The organism is Acinetobacter corruptisaponis, from assembly GCF_030053775.1.
Classification (GTDB): domain Bacteria; phylum Pseudomonadota; class Gammaproteobacteria; order Pseudomonadales; family Moraxellaceae; genus Acinetobacter; species Acinetobacter corruptisaponis.
In genome coordinates this window covers 1,367,008-1,389,443 of the sequence record NZ_CP125669.1, presented here as the reverse complement: position 1 = coordinate 1,389,443, position 22,436 = coordinate 1,367,008, and the positions used below count along the sequence as shown (strand labels likewise).

Genomic DNA, 22,436 nt, shown 5'->3' with positions numbered 1-22,436 from the left:
GGGATTATTTCACTGTGGAGTATATTCCTGTAAAAAGGTAGGATTTTTTAGGCGAAAAAAAACGCAATGATTGGGGTTGTCATTGCGTTGAACAACGAATCTGTTAAAAAACAGTTCCGATGAAAAGGAGAAATGTCATAAGATTAGTTTTCTCTAATCTACGTAGCTATAATATAAAAAAACTTGACTAAGTTCATAGGTATTCATGTTACCTACTGTTAATAGATGTTAATAAGTGACGAAAAATGTTAGTTGTGAATTTTATTGGGTAGTTCTTAAATTAGACTTAAATCAGTGAGTTAATTAAAAAAGCCCAGAAATATGGGCTTTTTTATGGTAAAAGTAACGTAAATTAAAATTTAAATAAACCCAAGCCCGCTTTTACTTCATCCAAAGTTTGTTGGGTAATGTCACGGCATTTGTCAGTACCTTGCTTGAGTATGTCCATGATGTAGTCAGGGTCTTTTTCCAGTTCTGCACGACGTTCACGAATAGGAGTAATCAATTCTTTCAACACACCCTCTAAACGTTTTTTAACTGTTCCATCACCCAAACCGCCACGACGGTAATGCGCCTTGAGTTCCTCAACCTCTTCCTTGTTTGGATCAAAGGCATCTAGATAGGTAAATACAATATTACCCTCAACCTGACCTGGATCTTCAATACGCAAGTGATTTGGGTCGGTATACATGGCATTGACCGCTTTCTTGATGTCTTTATCTGAAGCATTTAAGACAATGGTGTTGCCCAATGACTTAGACATTTTGGCCTTGCCATCAAAACCTGGCAAACGTCCCATATTGGATAACAGCGCCTTACATTCAGGTAATAAATCCTGTCCGATTTGACGGTTGATACGGCGCACGATTTCATTGGTTTGTTCAATCATTGGAATCTGGTCTTCACCCACAGGCACCACAGTTGCCTTGAATGCGGTGATGTCTGCCGCCTGAGCCACTGGATAGCATAGGAACCCTGCTGGAATGTCACGTTCAAAACCACGCATCTGGATTTCTGACTTGATCGTTGGATTACGTTCCAGACGTGCCACAGTGACAAAGTTAAGGTAAAGCATGGTGAGTTCGTTCAGGGCAGGCAAACAGGACTGCACACAAATGGTTGTTTTGGTTGGATCAATACCCACCGCCAGATAATCGAGAGCCACTTGTAGGATATTGTTGCGAACTTTATCTGGATTATCGGCATTGTCAGTCAGGGCCTGTGCATCGGCCAGTAAAAGATGCTGATGATGGCTGTCCTGTAGGCCTACACGAGAGCGTAATGAACCAACAAAGTGTCCAAGATGAAGTTGTCCAGTAGGGCGGTCGCCTGTCAAAATTATTGGACGTTGATCAGCATTACTCATGATATGTTCCAAGATTCAGTCATTTGATAAATATTTAATGCAGCATATTGTACGGTATATTGCGGGAATAGGGGTAGGGTCTGTTGCCATTTCAGCCATGTCTTGCGTTATAGGCTAAAACAACATAAACAAGGCATGAAACGCAGGCAATGGCGACCCCCTTGTCAAGTTTCATAACACAGTTTATGGAAGTTTTAGCCATAACCCTACGGGACAGGGACATTTTTTGCCGCTACTGCGTTATACCTTACTCATTTAGAATCACTAAATTTCGTAAGTCATGCCTTGTACCATCTAAAAAATGTCCTCTGTCGCAATGAGAGCTGAATAGCTCGCAAGGTGAAATGTCAACAGACCCTAGTCTCTGTAAAACAGACCTACAAAAAATACGCAAAGAATTTTCAATAGATAAATATAAAAATGGCTTTAATCCACTTTACAATAGCTGCATAAATACAAACTAGGATATAAAAATGGCGAGTGGTTTATTATTACTGCTGGATGATATTGCGACAGTTTTAGATGATGTTGCCGTGATGAGCAAAATGGCAGCCAAAAAAACTGCTGGGGTATTGGGGGATGACCTTGCGTTGAATGCCCAGCAAGTGAGTGGTGTGCGTTCTGACCGTGAATTACCAGTGGTCTGGAGTGTCGCCAAAGGCTCTTTTGTGAATAAGTTGATTCTTGTTCCACTGGCACTTTTAATCAGTGTGGTTGCGCCCTGGTTGATTAATCCATTGCTGATGATTGGTGGCCTATTCCTGTGTTATGAGGGTGTAGAAAAAGTTGTGCATATGCTGCACCACAAAAAAGCCAAGACAGCCGAAGAAGCGAGTGAAAACCTGCAACAGGTTGAAGTTGATCTGGTCAAGTTTGAAAAAGAAAAAGTGAAAGGCGCGATTCGTACTGATTTTATTTTATCCGCTGAAATTGTGGTAATTTCGTTAGGTACAGTTGCAACAGCAGCATTTATGACTAAAGTGACTGTATTAAGCATTATTGCCATTGTGATGACCATTGGCGTATATGGCTTTGTTGCCATGATCGTCAAGATTGATGATCTAGGGTTATATTTAACCCAACAGGCATCTGAATTTAAAAATAAGATTGGGCGTGGTTTGCTGGCCTTTGCCCCTGTGTTGATGAAAACACTCTCCATTGTTGGAACGGTTGCAATGTTCTTGGTTGGTGGTGGCATTATTAGCCATACCATTCCATTGCTGCATCATTTTACTGAAGAAACGGTAGACCATTTGGAACTGATTCCAAGCGTTGGTTCAATTATTGGCGCCTTGACACCGACCTTGATTAATTTGGGTATTGGTCTGGTTGCAGGTGCCATTGTATTGATCATTGTTGGGTTGATTCAGAAAGTGTGGTCAAAGGCTTCCGCTTAAATCTTGGACAATATAATCATGTGAGGTCACTATGCGCTGGAAAGGTCGTCGAATCAGTACCAATGTTGAAGACCGTCGTGGTGGTGGGGCAAAAGCAGGCGGCATCAGTATACTAGGGCTTATTGTTGCTTTTGTTGCATGGAAGTTTTTTGGGGTTGACCCCCAACAGGCTTATCAGGCGACCCAGGCTGTGACCAGTGCGCAATCCTCACAGGGCAGTGCGCCACAAAGCCTGACTGCCGACCAGAAAGAAGCCAGCGATTTTGTCGGAACTATTCTGGCAGATACAGAAGATACCTGGACTCCTATCTTTCAACAGTTAGGCATGTCCTATAAACCACCAAGATTAGTGTTGTTTAATGGTGTGGTGCGCTCTGGTTGCGGCACGGCCCAGGCTGCAATGGGACCGTTTTATTGTCCAACAGATCAAAAAGTCTATATTGATACCTCATTCTTTAAAGAAATGCGCCAGCAAATGGGAATCTCTGGAGAACAGAACCAAACAGAATTTTCCCGTCAGGATCAGGCGGGTGACTTTGCTCAGGCCTATGTGATTGCACATGAGGTTGGTCATCATATTCAAAATCTGTTGGGCATTTCCTCTCAGGTGCAGCAGGCACGTTCACAAATGAGTCAGACACAGGGCAATCAGCTTTCAGTACGTTTGGAATTGCAGGCGGATTGTTTTGCAGGAATCTGGGCACATCAGAACCAGCAGCGTACACAATTTCTGGAGCAGGGTGATATCGAGGAAGCGATGGATGCTGCCCAAAAGATTGGTGATGACTATTTGCAGAAACGTGCCACAGGACAGGTTGTTCCTGATAGTTTCACACATGGTACCAGTGAGCAGCGTATGCATTGGTTCCAGTTGGGACTGAAATCGGGTGATATCAATCAGTGTGATACCTTTAAGTAACTTAAAGATATTTTATCCTTATTTGAAAAGATAGATTGTGAATGAATGGGTTTGGGTCATTGTTAGAGACTTTAGGCAAGTGTGTTGATATGTTTGTATTGTGATATGAATAAAATGAAAAACTTATAGATAAAATCCTTTCAAAATTCAGTTATTATGACTGACTTGGCAGCTTGAAATACATTATTGAATTTAAGTTATAAATTTTGAACGAGATACTTTCGTGTATGCGATTGATATAAATAAAGAGGTGTTATGGGCAATTTCTTTCTTCTGCAAGCATTAACCGTTATTTTTGCACTTTCCATCGCCACCACCATTTTTAATAAACGAATACTTGGCTTTCCACAGGCGATAGGTGTACCGATTGTTTCGGCAATTTTCGTTTTTATCTTGCAATGGGGTGCAAGCTTACTCAATGGTAACCAGTTTATTACCATTAATATTCACAATATTGAATCTGCTGTCCGTGAAATTGATTTTTATGACTTTTTAATCAATGGTGTCATTTGTTTCATTCTAACCTCCTCTGCATTAAAGTTTAAGATTTCTGATTTACGCAACTACTGGAAGCCAATTGGTATTCTGGCAACAATCGCCCTGGTATTGTGTGCTGGATTTTATGCTGGATTACTGTATTTATTTCAATGGGCTGTTGGATATCCAGTACCAATTGAAGTTTTATTATTATTAGGTGCGGCTTTAGGTGCAACTGACCCAATTGGTGTTAAGGGGGTGTTAAGTTCGATTAAAGCACCGCATCACTTAATGGTAAAATTGGAAGGTGAATCTCTATTTAATGATGCGATGTGTATTGCATTATTCATGACCTTATTAAAAGTTCTACAAGGTGCTCATTTTTCACTGATTTCAACAATTGAAACCTTGTTATATGAAATTTTTGTAGCGGTTATTATTGGTTTTGGCTTTGGTTTGGCAATCTTGCGTTTATTACGTGGTAAACATGAGATGGAGTCACTCATTTTAACCACTGCATTATTGGCTAGTGGTTCATATCTGGTGGCTTTATTTGCCCATGCCTCAGCTCCGATCGCCTGTGTTATTGGTGGCTTGATCGTCGGTAATAAATGGCAGGAATTTAGGGAAGAGCAGGAGATTCAGGAAGTTAATCATTTTTGGCATACCGTTGAAGGGATTATTAACTCTTTCCTGTTTACCCTAATTGGTTTGGAGTTGTTTATTCTGGATTTAAGTGCCAATTTAATTATTGGTGGTATTATTGCCTTTTTAATCCTGCATTTATCTCGTTTTGCAGCAAACTTTTCAGCTTTCGCATTATTCCCATCTTTCCGCAAAAAAAGCTACAACGGCAGTTTAACCATTCTCTCATGGGGTGGGGTACGTGGTGGGATCTCCCTGGCATTAATCCTTGCTGTTGCAAATGTTCCTCAGTTGAGTCCCTATAGTAGTATCCTGATTGGTTATACCTTTATTAGTGTACTGCTTTCAGGTGTTGTTTGTGGGTTGGGTTTACCAGCTGTAATGAATGCATTTTATTTTAATCCAAATGAAGAAACTCAAGGACTTAAAGGTGTTTATCAACGCCTATGTAATAAGATGAACCGCCGTGGGTTTAAATATATTGTGGGTGAGGATGCCTTGGGTCGGGAAACATTGACGATTTATAATCCTGAGATTTTACTGGATAAAAAATCGGATGATGGTGTCGCAACTGTACATCATCCAAATAAACGTGAAGAAGTGAAACGTTTAGAAAATCCTGATAATTTTTAATATTATATTCTCTGTTGAGTAAATGTCATTATGTATGTTTGCTCATTATATCTTTAAATTAAGCATCCATTTAATTGGGTGCTTTTTTAATTTGATTTAATACTGTTTTTATTACTATTGCTGTATAAATGTAACTAAAAAAAATAAATAATAATTTGGATAATAAAAAAATTATTAAAAAACATTAAATTAAATCTCATTTTTTGTAATGTGTTTTTTGCACATTATTTTGATTTTGTGTGATGTATTTAACATTTTTTTGAATTGTTTTAGAGTGGAGTTGATAACTCTATCACAAGCAAAAACAGAATAACTCAAACCAAAACTCAATAAAATGATTGATAAACGGTTGAAAACAAATAAATTATAATGAGGAATAATATCATGTCTGAGATACAAATTATTTCCAAGGAAAACCATAAAACGCTTTTAAATACAACGGATAACATTACTAAACTATCCTCGTCTGAACCAGTCGTTGTATTACTAAAAGTAGAGATTAACGATATCGCTCAAGTAAAAAGAGATGGTTTAAACGCGGTTGTACTATTAAAAAATGGAGAAATTATTGTTATTCAAAATTTCTTTGATAATGGTGGAGCAACGGAAAATAGTCTTGTACTTCAGGGTGACGATAACCAATTATTATGGGCCCAGTTTAAGGATTTAGAAAATGAGGCCGATGCGGATGCTGACGCAGATGCCGACGCGGATGCAGATGCAGACTCCGATGTGGCGGCAGATAATTTTGATGATGAAAATGCGGTTTTTCTAGAAGAACTTCCAGCGATTGTGCCTGCTTTGGCTGAGTCTGCGGTATTGCAACCAATAGCAGCCGTAGCACCAGCATTGACAGGTGCCGCAGCATCGGCGGGGTTAAGTTCCGCTGCATTGTGGGGAGGGGCACTGGTTGCGGGTGGTGCGATTGCCGCCGCTGGTGGAGGTGGTTCGGGATCTAATAATAACAATGAAGCTGACACGACTCCTCCAGTCGCAAATATTACGATTGATGAAGCCACAGGTAAAGTTACGATTACATTTAGTGAGCCTGTGCAGGGATTTGATCCAAGTGATGTGGTGGTAACAGGCGGCACAATTACAGGCTTGACTCAACAACCTGACGGTAGCTGGACAGGTACCGTGGTTGCTAACGGAAATCCAGGGACCACTGGCAGTGTAACAGTCAGTATTCCAGATGGTAGTTTTACTGATCTAACAGGTAATGCTGGTATTGGTGATAGTGCAACAGCCACTGTCCCAACAAATGATAACGACTCCGATTCAGACAGCGACTCCGACTCAGACAGTGATTCAGATAGCGATTCCGACTCAGACAGTGATTCAGACTCTGACAGTGACTCAGATAGCGACTCTGATTCTGACAGTGATTCAGACTCAGATAGCGACTCTGACTCCGACAGCGACTCCGATTCTGATAGCGACTCCGACTCTGACAGCGACTCTGACTCAGACAGCGACTCCGATAGCGATTCAGATTCCGACAGTGATTCAGATTCCGACAGCGACTCTGACTCCGACAGTGATTCAGATTCCGACAGTGATTCAGATAGCGACTCCGACTCTGACTCCGATTCAGACAGCGACTCTGATTCCGACAGCGATTCTGACTCCGACAGCGACTCCGATTCTGACAGTGACTCCGACTCTGACAGTGACTCAGACTCAGATAGCGACAGCGATTCAGATTCCGACAGCGATTCCGACTCCGACAGCGATTCCGACTCTGACAGTGACTCCGATTCAGATAGCGACAGCGACTCCGATTCCGACAGTGATTCTGACTCAGACAGTGATTCTGACTCAGACAGTGACTCTGACTCAGACTCAGACAGTGACTCCGATTCAGATAGCGACAGTGATTCAGATTCCGACAGCGATTCCGATTCCGACAGTGACTCCGATTCAGACAGCGACTCTGATTCCGACAGTGACTCCGATTCTGACAGCGACTCCGATTCAGATAGCGACAGCGACTCTGACTCTGACAGTGACTCCGATTCCGACAGCGACTCTGACTCAGACAGCGATTCCGACTCTGACAGTGACTCCGATTCCGACAGCGACTCTGACTCAGACAGCGATTCCGACTCCGACAGTGACTCAGATTCAGATAGCGACAGCGACTCAGATTCAGATAGCGACAGTGATTCAGATTCCGACAGCGACTCCGATTCCGACAGCGACTCCGACTCCGACAGCGATTCAGATTCCGACAGTGACTCCGATTCTGATAGCGACTCAGATTCAGACAGCGACTCCGATTCCGACAGCGACTCCGACTCAGACAGCGACAGTGATTCAGATTCCGACAGTGACTCAGACTCTGACAGTGACTCAGACTCAGACAGTGATTCTGACTCAGACAGCGACTCCGACTCTGACAGTGACTCCGACTCCGACAGCGATTCAGATTCCGACAGCGATTCAGATTCCGACAGCGACTCCGATTCCGACAGTGATTCCGACTCTGACAGTGACAGTGACTCCGATTCAGACAGCGACTCTGACTCAGATAGCGACAGTGATTCAGACTCCGACTCTGACAGTGACTCCGATTCCGACAGCGACTCCGATTCAGATAGTGACTCCGATTCCGACAGCGACTCTGACTCAGACAGTGACTCTGACTCAGACAGCGATTCCGACTCAGATAGCGACTCCGATTCAGACAGCGACTCCGATTCTGACAGCGACTCTGACTCCGATTCCGATAGCGACTCAGATTCAGATAGCGACTCTGATTCCGACAGTGACTCCGATTCTGACTCCGATAGCGACAGCGACTCCGATTCTGATTCCGACAGTGACTCTGACTCAGACAGCGATTCCGATTCAGACAGTGATTCCGATTCAGACAGTGACTCCGACTCTGACAGTGACTCCGACTCTGACAGTGACTCCGACTCTGACAGTGACTCCGACTCTGACAGCGACTCAGATTCCGACAGCGACTCTGACTCAGACAGTGACTCCGACAGTGACTCTGATAGCGACAGCGATTCAGATTCCGATAGCGATTCCGACTCTGACAGTGACTCCGATTCAGACAGCGACAGCGACTCCGATTCTGATAGCGACTCTGATTCCGACAGCGATTCCGATTCTGACAGTGACTCCGATTCCGACAGTGACTCCGATTCTGACAGCGACTCCGACTCTGACAGCGACTCTGACTCAGACAGCGACTCCGATAGCGATTCAGATAGCGACAGTGATTCAGATTCCGACAGCGACTCTGACTCCGATAGCGATTCAGATAGCGACAGTGATTCAGATTCCGACAGCGACTCTGACTCAGACAGCGACTCAGATTCCGACAGTGATTCAGATTCCGACAGTGATTCAGATAGCGACTCCGACTCTGACTCAGATAGCGACAGCGATTCCGACTCAGATAGCGACTCTGACTCAGACAGCGATTCTGACTCCGACAGCGACTCCGACTCAGACAGCGACTCTGACAGCGATTCCGACTCAGATTCAGATTCAGACAGCGATTCAGATAGCGACAGTGATTCAGACTCCGACAGTGATTCGGACTCCGATAGCGACAGCGACTCCGACTCTGACAGTGATTCCGACTCCGACAGCGATTCCGATTCAGACAGCGACTCTGACTCTGACAGCGACTCCGACTCCGATTCCGACAGTGACTCAGACAGCGATTCAGATAGCGACAGTGATTCGGACTCCGATAGTGACTCCGATTCTGACAGTGACTCCGATTCAGACAGTGACTCTGATTCCGACTCAGATAGCGACAGCGACTCCGACAGCGATTCCGATTCAGACAGTGACTCTGATTCCGACTCAGATAGCGACAGCGACTCCGACAGCGATTCCGATTCAGACAGTGACTCCGACTCTGACAGTGACTCCGATTCAGACAGCGACTCCGATTCAGACAGCGACTCCGACTCTGACAGTGACTCCGACTCCGATTCCGACAGTGACTCAGACAGCGATTCAGATAGCGACAGTGATTCAGACTCCGACAGTGATTCCGACTCCGACAGCGATTCCGATTCAGACAGCGACTCTGACAGTGATACCGACTCCGACAGCGATTCCGATTCAGACAGCGACTCTGACTCTGACAGCGATTCAGACTCCGACAGTGATTCTGACTCTGACAGTGATTCAGATTCCGACTCCGACAGTGACTCAGACTCTGACAGTGACTCCGACAGCGATTCCGATTCTGACAGCGACTCCGATTCAGACAGTGACTCTGATTCCGACTCAGATAGCGACAGCGACTCCGACTCCGACAGTGATTCCGACTCCGACAGCGATTCCGATTCAGACAGCGACTCTGACAGTGACTCCGACTCTGACAGTGACTCCGATTCAGACAGCGACTCCGACTCTGACAGTGACTCCGACTCGGATTCCGACAGTGACTCCGACTCTGACAGCGATTCAGATTCCGACAGTGACTCCGACTCAGACAGCGACTCGGATTCCGACAGCGACTCGGATTCCGACAGCGACTCGGATTCCGACAGTGATTCAGACTCCGACAGTGACTCAGACTCCGACAGCGACTCTGACTCTGACAGCGACTCAGACTCAGATTCAGATAGCGACAGTGACTCTGACTCAGACAGCGACAGCGACTCTGACTCAGACAGTGACTCCGATTCTGACAGTGACTCCGATTCAGACAGTGACTCTGATTCCGACTCAGATAGCGACAGCGACTCCGACAGTGACTCTGACTCCGACAGTGACTCTGACTCCGACAGCGACAGTGACTCCGATTCCGACAGTGATTCAGACTCCGACAGTGACTCCGATTCAGATAGCGACAGCGACTCCGATTCCGACAGTGACTCAGATTCAGACAGCGACTCTGATTCCGACAGCGACTCCGATTCTGACAGTGACTCCGACAGCGATTCCGATTCCGACAGCGATTCCGATTCCGACTCTGACAGCGATTCCGACTCTGACAGCGATTCCGACTCAGATAGCGACAGTGACTCTGACAGCGATTCCGACTCAGATAGCGACAGTGACTCAGATAGCGATTCCGACTCAGATAGCGACAGTGACTCCGATTCTGACAGCGATTCCGACTCTGACAGCGATTCAGATTCCGACAGCGACTCCGACTCTGACAGCGACTCTGACTCAGATAGCGACAGTGACTCCGATTCTGATAGCGACTCCGACTCTGACAGCGACTCTGACTCAGATTCCGACAGTGATTCAGATTCCGACAGTGACTCCGATTCTGACAGTGACTCAGATTCTGACAGTGACTCAGATTCAGATAGCGACTCCGATTCCGACTCTGACTCAGACAGTGACTCCGATTCTGACAGTGACTCCGATTCAGACAGTGACTCTGATTCCGACTCAGATAGCGATTCCGACTCCGACTCAGACAGCGACAGTGATTCCGATTCTGACAGCGACTCCGATTCTGACAGCGACTCCGACTCCGACAGCGATTCAGATTCCGACAGTGACTCCGATTCCGACAGCGATTCCGATTCCGACAGTGACTCTGATTCTGACAGCGACTCCGATTCTGACAGCGACTCCGATTCTGACAGTGACTCTGACAGCGACTCCGATTCAGATAGCGATTCCGACTCTGACAGCGATTCCGACTCTGACAGCGATTCAGATTCCGACAGCGACTCCGATTCCGACAGTGACTCAGATTCAGACAGCGACTCTGATTCCGACAGCGACTCCGATTCTGACAGTGACTCCGACAGCGATTCCGATTCCGACAGCGATTCCGATTCCGACTCTGACAGCGATTCCGACTCTGACAGCGATTCCGACTCAGATAGCGACAGTGACTCTGACAGCGATTCCGACTCAGATAGCGATTCCGACTCAGATAGCGACAGTGACTCAGATAGCGATTCCGACTCAGATAGCGACAGTGACTCCGATTCTGACAGCGATTCCGACTCTGACAGCGATTCAGATTCCGACAGCGACTCCGACTCTGACAGCGACTCTGACTCAGATAGCGACAGTGACTCCGATTCTGATAGCGACTCCGACTCTGACAGCGACTCTGACTCAGATTCCGACAGTGATTCAGATTCCGACAGTGACTCCGATTCTGACAGTGACTCCGATTCCGACAGTGACTCCGATTCTGACAGCGACTCCGACTCTGACAGCGACTCTGACTCAGACAGTGACTCCGATTCTGACAGTGACTCCGATTCAGACAGTGACTCTGATTCCGACTCAGATAGCGATTCCGACTCCGACTCAGACAGCGACAGTGATTCCGATTCTGACAGCGACTCCGATTCTGACAGCGACTCCGATTCCGACAGTGACTCCGATAGCGACAGTGACTCCGATTCCGACAGCGATTCCGATTCCGACAGTGACTCTGATTCCGACAGCGACTCCGATTCTGACAGCGACTCCGATTCTGACAGTGACTCTGACAGCGACTCCGATTCAGATAGCGATTCCGACTCTGACAGCGATTCCGACTCTGACAGCGATTCAGATTCCGACAGCGACTCCGATTCCGACAGTGACTCAGATTCCGACAGCGACTCAGACTCAGATAGCGACAGCGACTCCGATTCTGACAGCGACTCAGACTCCGACAGCGACTCAGATTCTGACAGCGATTCCGATAGCGACAGCGACTCCGATTCAGACTCCGACAGTGACTCAGACTCCGACAGCGACTCTGACTCCGACAGCGATTCAGATTCCGACAGTGACTCCGACTCCGACAGTGACTCCGACTCCGACAGTGACTCCGACTCCGACAGCGACTCTGACTCTGACAGCGACTCAGACTCAGATTCAGATAGCGACAGTGACTCTGATTCAGACAGTGACTCCGACTCAGACAGCGATTCCGATTCAGATAGCGACTCCGATTCTGACAGCGACTCTGACTCCGACAGCGACTCTGACAGTGACTCCGATTCTGACAGCGACTCTGACTCCGACAGCGATTCCGACTCAGATAGCGACAGTGATTCAGATTCCGACAGCGACAGTGACTCCGACTCAGATAGCGACTCTGACTCAGACAGTGATTCAGACTCCGACAGTGACTCTGACTCAGACAGTGATTCAGACTCCGACAGCGATTCAGATTCCGACAGTGACTCCGACTCCGACAGTGACTCCGACTCCGACAGTGACTCCGACTCCGACAGCGACTCCGACTCTGACAGTGACTCAGACTCTGACAGTGACTCCGATTCAGACAGTGACTCCGATTCAGACAGCGACTCTGATTCTGACAGTGACTCCGATTCCGACAGCGACTCCGATTCTGACAGCGATTCCGATAGCGACAGCGACTCCGATTCCGACAGCGACTCAGATTCCGACAGCGACTCAGACTCAGATAGCGACAGCGACTCAGATTCTGACAGCGACTCAGACTCCGACAGCGACTCAGATTCTGACAGCGACTCCGATTCTGACAGTGACTCAGACTCCGACAGCGACTCCGATTCAGACTCCGACAGTGACTCTGACTCCGACAGCGACTCAGATTCCGACAGTGATTCCGATAGCGACTCCGATTCTGATTCCGACAGCGATTCCGACTCCGACAGTGACTCTGATAGCGATTCAGACTCAGACAGTGACTCCGATTCAGACAGCGACTCCGATTCAGACAGTGACTCTGATTCCGACTCAGATAGCGACAGCGACTCCGACAGTGACTCTGACTCCGACAGTGACTCTGACTCCGACAGCGACAGTGACTCCGATTCCGACAGTGATTCAGACTCCGACAGTGACTCAGACAGCGATTCAGATAGCGACAGCGACTCTGACTCTGACAGCGATTCCGATTCCGACTCTGACAGCGATTCAGATTCCGACAGCGACTCCGACTCAGACAGCGACAGTGATTCCGATCATGACTTGCTAATTGACATTACGATTGATACTGATCTGAATGCCAATGGAACAATTACAGGACATGAACTCAATGGTAGTGCCAATGTTCAGGCGCATATAGGACTTGGAGATGACGCTTATGAGGGAATGCAGGTTCAAGTGACCGTAACTGGTCCTGTAGCAGGTGGTACGATTACGATCAACCATACGGTTACAGCAACTGATCTTGCAAACAACTCATTCCCAATCACAATTCCAACGATTGGCAGTGGCGCAATTACAATTGGAGCAACCACAACCGATACAGATGGTCATACTGATACAGTAAATGCAGGTGTAATCGTTGCACCACAGGACATGATTACCAACATCACGGTGATTGATGATCTTGACCATAACAATCTGATCAATGCCGCTGAGCTTGGTTCAGATGGAACATTCAATGTTCAGGTTGGTTTGGGTGCCGATGCCTATGATGGCATGGTGGTAACGGTGAATGGTCAATCATATACAGTCAACTCAACCGATCTACAAAATGGCTATATCGTAGCCAGTATTGTTGGCGTCAATCAGTTGATGAATATCTCTGCACAGGCACATGATGTCTGGGGTAATCTTGACTCCGCAGCAACATGGATTGGTGTGGATACCATCCCACCAAGTACGGATGGTACAGTCATTACGATTGATCCAATCACTGGTGATGACATTCTTGATGCCCTTGAAGCAGGCGGCACAGTGACTGTGACAGGTACATTGACAGGTGTTACAGGAGAGGCTGCGAACTCGGCCAATACCCACGTGACTGTAACGATCAATGGTGTGGATTATGACGCGACCGTGAATTTCACGGGTACAAATGCAACCTGGACTGTCAATGTTGATGGTGGTGATCTCGCACTTGATGATGATCTCACCGTTGATGCAACAGCAACCTTTACCGATGCGGCAGGTAATAGTAGTTCAATTACTACGGCACATGACTATGCGCTGGATGTTCAGGACTTGATCACTACGATTGATGTCGTGGCAGACCTCAATGGTGATGGTGTCATCAATCTGGATGAGCTTGGTACAGATGGCGTGTTCGATATCCATGTGAATCTGGGGGTTGATGCGGTTGATGGTACTGTGATTAACGTCAATGGTACGCTTTACACTGTCAATTCAGCAGATGTGGACAATGGTTATATCACCGTCAGTCTTCCAGCCTCTGCGGCGGTCAATGGTGTTGTGAACATTGTGGCAACGGCAACTGATGGATTTGGTCATATCGATACTGCAAATGCGCAGATCGGAATTGTGGTTGATCCATTATTGCAAATACATGCCTTTGACAACCTGGCAGATGCTTATATCGATGTTGTTCCACAACAACTGTTCGATAATGCCAACCTGGGTAGTCATGGTTATCTCGCAATGGTGGGCATCGCAAATCTTGATCTACAGGCATTAAGATCAGATGCGATCAACTTCAATGTTGCAGGTGGCACTGTAGATAACGTCACATTCAGTTATAGCTTGCCACTGGGTGCGGGTGTACTTGATGATGTCAAACTCGTGGTTCAAAAACTGGATGCGTCAGGGCATTGGGTAGCGGTGCAGGGCACAGGTGATGCTGACTTCCTGAATCTAGATGTACTGTCAGGCAACAGCGTCACACTGAACAACCTTGCTGCTGGTACATATCGTGCATTCCTGGCCCATGAAGGAGCGGTCATTGATGTAAGCTTGCTTGGAACATTGTCTGCAACCGCAGATGTTTATAGCACAACCCAAGTGAACTATGTGGTAACGGCTGCAAGGGGCAATGTGATTGAAGATGTGGGCTTGCATGGCACAGAGGTTGATGTTCTTACCGCGACCACTGTTTTACAAAGTGTCACTTTCAATGGCACAACCACAGACATGACAAGTGCTGGCCTGACTATCGTCGGTCATTACGGTACGCTACAGATCGATGAGCAGGGTGAATACACCTATACACCAAATGCAAATAGTGCAGGTCTAGGTCTGGTTGATCAGTTTACCTATACCTTGCATGACCCAGCGACTGGCATGAGTTCATCAGCAACCTTGTACTTCCATTTAGATAGTCATCAGGTGGATATGACATGGGGCGATGCAGATCATCCTGCACAACCTGCAACCATTGACTTCAACGCAGTTGATGATCTGGTGACCGCAGCGATTAACCCATCATTGTTACAAGTTGGCGATGATGTGGACTTTGGTAGCCATAGTTACCTTGCACTGGTTGGTCTATCAGATCTTGACCTGTCATTGCTTGATAATGGTGACATTAACTTCACCGTGGCGGCAGGCGAAAGTGCCGATGTGACGTTCTGTTACAGCGCTCTGGCAACTGTTGGTGTTCTTGGTGATGGCTATGGTGTCCTTGTCCAAAAATTCGATACAGCCACTAACCAGTGGGTCACTGTCAACAACGCGATGACAGATGGCTTCATTAGTCTTGAGTTGCTTGCCTCTGGACAGGTTGCTGCAACCATGCATGGTCTAGGTGAGGGTACATACCGTGCATTCATGACTTATGACAGTTCTCTTGGAGAAGTGGGCTTACTTGGTAACCTGACCGCAACAGCCGACATCTACGATCTGGATCAAATTGCCCAACCACAATATGCGGTGGTTGAACACGATGCGGTTCTTGGCAGTCATGGATACCTTGCTCTTGTTGGCTTGCTTGGCCTGAATGCTGCAATCATCGGTAGCAACAGTGTTGGCTTCAATGTCAATACCGCAACAGGTGATGTCACCTTAAGTTACAGCACCTTGATTGGTGCAGGCGCATTGAGTGATTACCAACTGGTGATTCAACATAAAGATGCATCAGGTAACTGGGTGGCATTGAATGGTTCTGGTCAATGGAATGTGCTGGATCTACAACTGCTCAACTCAGGTGCGGGTGTCACACTGACTGGTCTGGCAACAGGTGAATACCGTGCCGCGATGGTTTACACAGGCGTACTTGGTGGTGGTTTAGGAGGCACGTTGACCGCAACAGCCGACCTCTATGATCTAAACACCATTGTCAATGGCTACACTTCAGTGGCTGTTCATGGCAACGTGCTTGGTGATGTGGGTGTCACAGGACATAGCGATACCACCACACCATTTACAGTGGTCCATTCAGTGACTTATGGCGCGAATACTGTAGATATCGGAGCGAGTGGTGTCATCACCATCAACGGTCAATACGGTACCTTGGTGATGTATGCAAATGGCAGCTACACCTATACACCAAATGCGGACAATGCTGGTCTAGGCCAGGTTGAACACTTCACCTATAACATTGTTGACCCAACAGGCAATGACTATCAGGCATCTGCCCAATTGATTATCCATATCGATAGCGATCTTGTGGATATGACTTGGGATCCGATGAATCCATTGGCACCTGCAACCGTTAATATCGCGGCTGATGCAGATGTAGCAGTGGCAGGAATCGACTCTGGCGCATTGCTGGTGGGCAATGACCTGATGATTGGTGAACAGGCCTATGCTGCATTGATTGGTGTTGCTGGTATTAATTTACCGATCCTTGGAACACCAGCCATGAGCTTTACGGTAGCGGATGGACATACACAAAATATGACCTTTAGCTATAGTACGGCAATCAGCTTGGGTGTCTTGAATGATGACTATAAAGTTGTGGTTCAAAAACTGGTCAATGGCGAATGGGTGGCCGTAGCAGGTTCTAACACCAGTGGCATTATTAACCTCGATCTGCTTGCAAATGGTCAGGTTGTGGCTACGGTGAATAACCTCGATGCAGGTCAATACCGTGCATTCATGGCATACGATGGTGTTGGTGTAGGTCTGGCAGGTAAACTGACTGCAACAGCAGATGTATATGATCCAAGTCAGCACGCAGTTCTACCAGTGACAGGCAATGTTCTTGCAGATGACAGCGTGACTGTATTTACCAAAGTCACCAGTGTTGACTTCAATGGACAAAGTGTGGCTGTCAATGAAATGGGTGCGACCACCATTCACGGTCAATATGGTACATTGGTGATCTCTGCCAATGGTCACTACACCTATACACCGTACACAAATCTGGTGGGGCTAGGTCAGGTGGAAACATTCACTTATCATATGACTGACCCAACAGGTATTGACTTTACTTCGTCAGCCACCTTAACCATCACCATCGCAGGACAGGATATGAATCCAGCCATCCTTGCGGTTGCAGACAACTTCGGTGCAGAACAGGGTAATGTGTTCAATGGGGGCTCAACCGATGACACCACACCGACTTTCTATGGTGTGGCAGAGGCAAACAGTACAGTGACCCTGTTTGCCAATGGTATGGAAGTAGGTACAACCACCGCAGGTGCCGACGGTAAATGGAGTCTCACTACAGCACCAATTACCAGCCTGGGTCAGTATATCTTTACTGTCGAAGCAACCAATACCGCAGGCCATACTTTCACCAGTGCTGAGTTTGACCTGGATATCATCGCTTCTGTAGGCCAACAAAAACCAGAGGTGGCATTAACCAATAATGCATTGTTGGGTCTCGTGGGTGCAGATGTGGCTGGCTTGATCACCCTGGATCAGCAACCACTCCTTGCAGTTGATGTCAACAACGACATTAAACGAGTTGAGATCGAATACAACTCAGGTATCGTTGGACTCAATGTCATTAACCTCTTGACAACATTGTTGGGCGGTAATGGTGTTGGATTCGCATACTCACAAGGTCTGGCAGCAGAGTTTGGCCTAAATGTGGATGTGACTGACAGATTGCAGGGTATCAGCCTCTTCGGCAGCGATTCGATGAAAATTATCATCACTGCTGCGGATAATGGAACCATTGACAATCAAAAACTAATGGAGTTCATGGCGACGATTCATGCAAGTAAGGATTTGGTACAGTTGAACCTTGCTGATAGCGTAACCGTCACTGCCTATGACAGCGTACATGCGCAGCCAACAGTACAAAGCCTGGCTCAACTGCTTGATGTGGGTCTGTTAAGCAATCTATTGGGTCATGGTACAGCAAGCTATGTTGTTGAAGGTGGAGCGACTGCTGATGTGATTGATCAATCCGCAGTAAGCGACCATAACGTGAGAATCTATGGTTATGATGGAGATGACACACTCACTGGTGGTCAATGCAACGACATCGTTCGTGGTGGTGCAGGCAATGACAAACTGTTTGGCAATGCAGGCAATGACTACCTCGATGGTGGCACTGGCAATGATGAACTTCATGGCGGAGCAGGTAACGACATTCTCATTGGCGGAGCAGGCAATGATACCTTGGAGGGCGGTGCAGGTTCTGATACAGCAATCTACCAGTTACTCGTTGCAGGTGATGCAACAGGTGGCAACGGTACAGATACCTGGACTGACTTCCATGTGGGTCAGGTTGGTGTCGATGCCGAGGCTGATCGCATAGATGTCCGTGATTTGCTCAGTGGTTCTGGTGCAAATGCAGGTAATATTGAACAGTACCTCTCTGTCCAATATGATGCAGATAACCATACAGCAACTGTGAAAATTGATCGAGATGGCACAGGTGGTGCGGATTCAACCAACTTGCTCATCCTGACCAATCAAACAAGTGAAGTGACACTTGCTGAATTGCTGCATAATCAGCAAATCCTGTTCTAACCTAGTTTAATTCAAACCCAATATACCGCCTCATGGAAACATGGGGCGGTTTTTCTTTTTCACAAAACATACAGTTTATTCATTTCAAAACAAAAGCATATACGATATAGTTTTTTTAAAAATCCTTATAATGACTAGAAACGGAATAAATATATGCAGAGCTATAATGAATTACAGCATTTAAAATTACAGTTAATAAAATGGCTAGAAAATACGATTCAGGAAAAACAGGTTAATGAAAGTCAAATATGCATTTTTTTGTCCTATGGTCAAATTTCAAGTCGATGTCAGGTATGGAACAGCAGTGATGTGGAAAGTTCCAGGGTCATTAAGCGACTGATAAATTTTGTTGAAAAAACCTTTGAAAAGAACAAAAACCTATTGGAAATAATCAAGCTTGATATTGCTTACCAGATTCAAAAACAGCCCTGGAAAAATGTGGTCTATGAAGTATCACACCAACAGCATAATAATCATTACCGAAAGGGTTTAAGTCTGGATGAAAATTTTGAAGTCGCATTTCTGGAACAGGAGGTTTATGGTCGGGCAATCATCAAGGGGCTAAAATACGATGAACCGAATTTTTTTGATGAGGCAAATTTTAATGCTACCATTCAGAAAAAATATCCAAACATAAATAAAACCGTTGTATTAGATACACTTGAGCATATTTGGACATTTGAAACCTATGCTGCAATCTATGAAGATGGTCAATTTATTCCACTACAAAGTGGTGGCTGTCAAAATGGAGTTCGTGAACTACAGGGCAATAAAAAAGAACATCTTAAACAACTGATTACAAAAGATGCGGACTTCTTATATCGGCAGATTCATGACAATGGACGTTTTGTTTACGGTTATTTTCCTGCCTATGACCGAGAGCTAAAAGGCTATAACACCGTGCGTCACTGTACGTCTATCTACGCATTGTTGGAAAGTTTTGAAGTGGAGGAGAATGACGAGTTTTGGCCCAAAATACATAACTCCATACAATATGCAATTGATACGTTCTACAGGGAAAAACAAGGCAAAGTTGCCTTTATGATTGATGGGGAAAAGCATCAGGAAATTAAGCTGGGTGCAAATGCAGCGGCAATTTTAATGTTTAGCAAATATCAGGAACTCACCAATGACAGGAAATACCTGAAATATGCAGAAGCAATTGCCAATGGTATTTTGGAAATGGTTGATGCCGAGGGACAAACCACCCATGTACTGCATTACCCAAGTTATGAGTTAAAAGAAAAGTTTCGCATCGTTTATTATGATGGTGAGGCTGCACTGGCCTTACTTCGCCTTTACCAACTCAATCATGATAAAAAACTTTTGGCGACAGTAAAGTTAATGTTTGAGCATTTTATAACGAAAAAATATGATAAATATCATGATCACTGGTTAAGTTACTGTACCAACGAACTTACCAAAATATGCCCAGAAGAAAAATATTTTCAGTTTGGCCTAAATAATTATCTACAGCATATGGACTTTATAAAAAATAGAAAAACGGTCTATGCCACCTTTCTGGAAATGCTGATGTCAGCATATAAAATGGTAAATCGCCTGAAAGAGCAGGGATATGAAGAACTTTACCAGCAGGCCAAGTTTGAGAAGCTGGAAGAATTGATTGAACTACGCAGTGAGTTTCAGCGTAATGGTTTCTTCTATCCTGAAGTGGCAATGTATATGGCACGGCCAGACAAAATCTTAAATGCATTTTATGTGCGACATGACCGATTCAGAACCCGAATTGATGACCAGGAACATAACTTGTCGGGCTATATTGCTTATGTGAATTATTTTAATCATTCATAATACATAATATTAGAAGATAAATATGTTTTATATAAAATTTGATTCCGATCTAAATATTTTAAGAGAATATAATGCAAAAGCAATATTGGAACATGGTTGCTGTTTTGAGTTAAGTTATATATTTGAGCAAGAATTACTCGAAGTTATTCAAAAGAGAAAAAAATATACAGATGAAATCTTGTTTAGTCGGCCTGTTTGTTTTAAGGATGAATTAACTTTTGAAAAATTAAATTTAAATCAGTATCTTTATCTTATTAATAATTTTGCTTCCAGAAAGCTTATTCAGAATTTAGCCCAGTTAGAATTATTGAGATTAAATGGAGAGAAAAAATCAATACATGAAGTGTTGAAATTCTATCATGAGCTTGCACCTGAATATCTAAAACTATTTAATCCTGATATTGTCAGTCTTGGAGAAAAGAAAATATATCCATTTTCTTATCTTTGTATCAATCATATGGTTGAATTTATTGTTAAACTTACGGTAGACGATGAAAAAATTCTATTGGCTGGATACAGGGAGCAGGGTAGAAAGAGATATATGGTTGTTGGTGGAGATTTTATAGACCGTGAATATGATACTTTAATACCTTATCTAATTAAAAATGATATAGAAAATTTAAACATAGAAAGTATTCAATTAAAAAAACCTGATATAAATCTTATGGGAGATACTTATTTTGGAGAAAAGTATACTGAAAGAAGAAAGAAGAGAAATGTTGAGGATGCCTTAACAAAATATGGTTATAGCTATTCATTTCTGGATATAGCTCCTTTTTTTAGGAAAGATGATTTTAATATTGTAAATTTTGAAGCTGTATTTAATATAAGGGATTTTTCTCCTCTAGACGGAAGAAAAGATTTTATCCTTGGTGCTCATTCGGGCGAAACTCGGAAAGAGCTAAAAAATAATCACATAGATGTGGTGTGCCTGGCAAATAACCATGCTTTAGACTATGGCGAAAATAGTTTTATAAGCACTCTGCATGACTTTATGGAAGATGATTTTGTTGTTTTAGGTGGAGGGTATGATCAGTACCAAGCAAATAAAATTCTAGAGCTTGAATATAGAGGAAAAAAAATTGCTATTTTTAATGGTTATTGGAACAAAGTTAATGCCTATATCGATTATGATTTTTACGCCTTAAATGAGCGCGCAGGAATTAATATCTTAAATGGTGTAATGCTCTATCAAATTAAATTATATAAAAAATTAAACCCAGATCATACAATACTCTGCTTTTGCCATTGGGGGATTGATTTTAAATCTGTTCATCCTTATCAGGAACGCGTAGCAAAAAGATTGTTACAGGTGGGGGCAGATGTTATCGTTGGGCATGGGCCACATACCATACAAAAAATAGAAAAATATCAGGAAAAATTTATCATTTATAGTGTAGGGAATGGTATTTTTAATAGTAATGGAGAGTATGAAAAGCAAAAGGCTTTACCCTATGGATTTTTAACAAGAATAAATATTCTGAATAAAGAGCTTCAGCTTTATCCAATTTTCACCAATAATTTAAAAACATTCTGGAAGCCAAGATTTGTCACAGAAGATGAATTCATACAACTCAAAACCATTTATAAGGAAGATAGCTTTATAACAGATAAAGATGAACTTGGATTCTTCTTTAAACTACAATTATGAGGACTG

The 22,436-nt window shown here is 44.7% G+C and carries 7 protein-coding genes; 6 read left to right on the top strand and 1 reads right to left on the bottom strand.

What is annotated here, in order from left to right; translation table 11 throughout:
* Positions 1-352 precede the first annotated feature (352 nt).
* Complete coding sequence (gene trpS, locus QLH32_RS06670; RefSeq protein ID WP_283268774.1) at positions 353-1,366, bottom strand: tryptophan--tRNA ligase; 1,014 nt, start codon at positions 1,364-1,366, stop codon at positions 353-355.
* 473 nt (positions 1,367-1,839) lie between these two features.
* Here trpS and QLH32_RS06665 point away from each other — a divergent pair, with 473 nt between their 5' ends.
* The 6 genes from QLH32_RS06665 to QLH32_RS06640 all read left to right on the top strand — a co-directional run bounded on the left by QLH32_RS06665 (position 1,840) and on the right by QLH32_RS06640 (position 22,430).
* Positions 1,840-2,763 carry a DUF808 domain-containing protein gene (locus tag QLH32_RS06665; RefSeq protein WP_283268772.1) on the top strand — a complete coding sequence of 308 codons (924 nt, stop codon included), beginning with the start codon at positions 1,840-1,842 and terminating at the stop codon, positions 2,761-2,763.
* Between the two features lie 31 nt (positions 2,764-2,794).
* A complete protein-coding gene (gene ypfJ / locus QLH32_RS06660) occupies positions 2,795-3,682 on the top strand; it encodes a KPN_02809 family neutral zinc metallopeptidase (RefSeq protein ID WP_283268771.1) in 888 nt (295 codons plus the stop codon).
* 255 nt (positions 3,683-3,937) lie between these two features.
* Positions 3,938-5,437, top strand: a complete 1,500-nt coding sequence (locus QLH32_RS06655; RefSeq protein WP_279959437.1) for a cation:proton antiporter — start codon at positions 3,938-3,940, stop codon at positions 5,435-5,437.
* Positions 5,438-5,821: 384 nt separating this feature from the next.
* A complete protein-coding gene (locus QLH32_RS19855) occupies positions 5,822-18,967 on the top strand; it encodes a BapA/Bap/LapF family large adhesin (RefSeq protein WP_283268770.1) in 13,146 nt (4,381 codons plus the stop codon).
* A gap of 153 nt (positions 18,968-19,120) precedes the next feature.
* Positions 19,121-20,779 (top strand): poly alpha-glucosyltransferase, encoded by a 1,659-nt coding sequence (locus QLH32_RS06645; RefSeq protein WP_283268769.1) that lies wholly within the window; start codon positions 19,121-19,123, stop codon positions 20,777-20,779.
* A gap of 22 nt (positions 20,780-20,801) precedes the next feature.
* Positions 20,802-22,430, top strand: a complete 1,629-nt coding sequence (locus QLH32_RS06640; RefSeq protein ID WP_283268768.1) for a CapA family protein — start codon at positions 20,802-20,804, stop codon at positions 22,428-22,430.
* Positions 22,431-22,436: the final 6 nt, after the last annotated feature.

Bases quoted from the DNA above. Each gene is read 5' to 3' on its own strand.
- trpS (WP_283268774.1), bottom strand. From the start codon at position 1,366: ATGAGTAATGCTGATCAACGTCCAATAATTTTGACAGGCGACCGCCCT.
- QLH32_RS06665 (WP_283268772.1), top strand. From the start codon at position 1,840: ATGGCGAGTGGTTTATTATTACTGCTGGATGATATTGCGACAGTTTTA.
- ypfJ (WP_283268771.1), top strand. From the start codon at position 2,795: ATGCGCTGGAAAGGTCGTCGAATCAGTACCAATGTTGAAGACCGTCGT.
- QLH32_RS06655 (WP_279959437.1), top strand. From the start codon at position 3,938: ATGGGCAATTTCTTTCTTCTGCAAGCATTAACCGTTATTTTTGCACTT.
- QLH32_RS19855 (WP_283268770.1), top strand. From the start codon at position 5,822: ATGTCTGAGATACAAATTATTTCCAAGGAAAACCATAAAACGCTTTTA.
- QLH32_RS06645 (WP_283268769.1), top strand. From the start codon at position 19,121: ATGCAGAGCTATAATGAATTACAGCATTTAAAATTACAGTTAATAAAA.
- QLH32_RS06640 (WP_283268768.1), top strand. From the start codon at position 20,802: ATGTTTTATATAAAATTTGATTCCGATCTAAATATTTTAAGAGAATAT.